This is a genomic window from Methylobacterium nigriterrae (genome assembly GCF_037106235.1).
Lineage (GTDB): Bacteria > Pseudomonadota > Alphaproteobacteria > Rhizobiales > Beijerinckiaceae > Methylobacterium > Methylobacterium nigriterrae.
Genome location: NZ_JBAWTG010000291.1, coordinates 1 through 2,548 on the forward strand (window position 1 = coordinate 1; position 2,548 = coordinate 2,548).

The 2,548-nt window shown below is 65.6% G+C and carries 3 protein-coding genes; 2 read left to right on the forward strand and 1 reads right to left on the reverse strand.

What is annotated here, in order from left to right:
* A partial coding sequence (locus tag WDW90_RS36290) for an AraC family transcriptional regulator (protein ID WP_336492588.1) occupies nt 1-820 on the forward strand: 820 nt, incomplete at its 5' end.
* Between the two features lie 20 nt (nt 821-840).
* A complete protein-coding gene (locus WDW90_RS36295; protein ID WP_336492589.1) occupies nt 841-1,266 on the forward strand; it encodes a hypothetical protein in 426 nt (141 codons plus the stop codon).
* A gap of 279 nt (nt 1,267-1,545) precedes the next feature.
* On the opposite strand, the gene WDW90_RS36300 is transcribed toward WDW90_RS36295, so the two are convergent.
* On the reverse strand, nt 1,546-1,845 hold the full coding sequence (locus WDW90_RS36300; protein WP_336492590.1) for a hypothetical protein: 300 nt from the start codon (nt 1,843-1,845) through the stop codon (nt 1,546-1,548).
* Between the last annotated feature and the right edge of the window lie 703 nt (nt 1,846-2,548).

Sequence of the window (2,548 nt, forward strand, 5' to 3'; positions counted from 1 at the left end):
CGGCCTGCTGCTGCGCAGCTCCGAGACGGTCGGGGACGCCTTGCGGGCGCTCGAAGCCCATCTGTGCGTGCGGAACCGGGGCGCGGCGGTCGGCCTCGGCATTCACGATGAGGTCGCCGTCCTCAGCTACGCCCCTCACGAGCCGGAAGCCGAGGGCGCCGCTCTGCATGCGGAGCGGGCGCTGGCCACGGCGACCAATGTCTTGCGGGCGTTGTGCGGGTCCGACTGGGATCCCCTGGAGGTGCTGCTGCCACGCCCGGCGCCGCGCGACACGGTTCCGTATGGCGGCTTCTTTCGCGCACCCGTCCGGTTCGGCGCGGAAACCGCTGCCTTGGTGTTCCCGACCGAACTCCTGGCGCAGCGGATCGCGAGTGCGGATCCGGCAATGCTCCAGAGGGTAGAGGATCACATCCGCCAGCTTGAGGTCGCAGAACCGTCCTCGCTGACGGACGAGCTTCGCGGATACCTCCGGACCGCGGTAACCCGGCAGCGCTGCAAGGCGAAGCGCGTGGCTCGCCTGAGGATGGTGACCCCCCGCACCTTGACCCGCCGGTTACGGGCCGAGGGTACGAGCTTCCGGCGCCTTGCCAACGAGGCGCAGTTCCGGGTGGCGAGGCAGCTCCTGGCCGATACCGGTATGAGCATGGCACAGATCTCGGCCGCCCTGGACTTCTCGGAGCCGGCGGCCTTCACGCACGCCTTCCGGCGCTGGGCGGGCATGGCGCCGAGTGCATGGCGGCAGGCCAACCGACCGGAGACGGAGCGCGACCGACACCACGAAGATCCTCGCCCGGACCAGACACGGCAACCGTTCCAATAGGGCTTCTGGAGGAGATCGCGATGGGAGGTGCACGTTTCGTGGCTGCCGCAGCGCTCGGGCTGAGCCTTGCCTCAGCCGGGGCGTCGGACACGCTGGCGGCGGGAGTTGGTCTCTCTGCCTATCAAGGCGCTTGGGTGTTGGAGGGGCGCGACTGTGCGGACGTCTATTCATCCGCGGGCAAAGGGGCCTCGTTCAAGAAACCGGTCGACATTTTCGCACCGGCCTTCATCGTCTCCGGCAAGCGCCTGAGAACCCCGATGGCAACGTGCAGCATCAAGTCGGTTCGACCGACTGGAGACCGCCAGCTTCTCCTCCTCGACTGTGCGAACGCCGTGGCGGGTCAGGAGGTGAGGGTTTACATGACGCCTCAGCCGAACGGAGCTCTAAGACGCTACTACGATGCTCAAGACCCAACAGGGACCGGCTACCAGCGCTGCTCGCAATGATGCGCAGGACATTGAAAAATTGGCCTCGTGCTGAGCGTTCGCTGTTCCAATAGGGCTTGCCCCAGTGGAACGTTCCAAACGGCGCCGAACGATGCGCCAGGAAAACGACGATTTCCCAGGTACTTCAACCTGTTAGGTTTGTGTGTCTGGAAATCAAAGGGCCGGGCGATCCCGGCCCTTTCGCAGGGATTGAGCGTCATGGAGCCGCCCAGTTCGCGTAAGGGGAATTATGGCCCCCTACGATGCCGATGCGCAACGGGAGACCGGCAAAGGACGCGATCAGGAATTGTAGCTGACGAGGGCGGCCACATAGGAGCCGTGCTCCTTGACCAGGGCTCGCGCCTCGGCCTCGCTCGCTGTGGCGCGGTGTGGGACAGATTGCGGAATTTCGTAGACGTCGTGGCTCGCCGCGTCACTGTTGGGTTTGACGTAGCCGAAGCCGCGAGTGGCGCGGCCGACATGGCGGTCGAACAGGCAAACCGCATCCGCAGGCGAGACCACGTCCCCTGCAGAGCCAAATCGGGCCGTGTCGCCGTAGACGCGGTCCGTCCCTCTGTCGATCACGATGAAGCGCGCCATACGATCCTTGTCCGGGTTGCTATGCCTGGCGGACGTGGTGGCGGCCGGCGCCCCAGACAAGGAAGCTCAGCAATCCACGTCACGCGCCAGGCTCCGGAATTCGCACAATCTGCGCGCGGCCCCTTCGCGTAAGCCCCTTTACGGAACTGCTCCTGGGCACCGCCAAGCCCCTGCGCGCAATAGCACGGAGGGTTGTCGCCCCGTTGGGCCGGGCGGAGCATCGCTGGGGAGAAGACGAGGAGCGAGTATCTGCGATGAACGCGCAGGCTGCCTTTGAGCCCAGGATGGTTCTTGTCTGGGCCGGAGTGCTGCTTTTCATCGGCGGCATCCTGCTCACGGCCTTCACGGCGCTCTGGGATGGGCGCTTCAGAGCTAGGAGCCGAACCGACAGCGCGGCTGGCCTCAGCCCTCGGGCAAACTGGCCTGGGCTGGCGATGTTAGCTGTGAGCGTGGTCTGCTTCCTGGCTGCAGCTGCAGTGTGAGACCGAGATCCTATGGCACCCGACATGCAGCGGCTCGCGGATTGGGCGTTATGGAGCGCTGCCGTGCGCGCAGCTTGGTACCTCGGGATGCAGTTAGGCTCACCCACGGTCTCGAAAACCATCGGACACTGTTGGCGAATTCTGGAAGGTAGGGTGCTGGGCGTAGGCTGAGCGTCCCGCTCGGAGGTCGCCCATGTCGCTCCGGCCGCAATCACCGCTCC

Excerpts from the sequence above, each read along its gene's own strand:
- WDW90_RS36295 (WP_336492589.1), top strand. The coding sequence starts at position 841 with ATGGGAGGTGCACGTTTCGTGGCTGCCGCAGCGCTCGGGCTGAGCCTT.
- WDW90_RS36300 (WP_336492590.1), bottom strand. The coding sequence starts at position 1,845 with ATGGCGCGCTTCATCGTGATCGACAGAGGGACGGACCGCGTCTACGGC.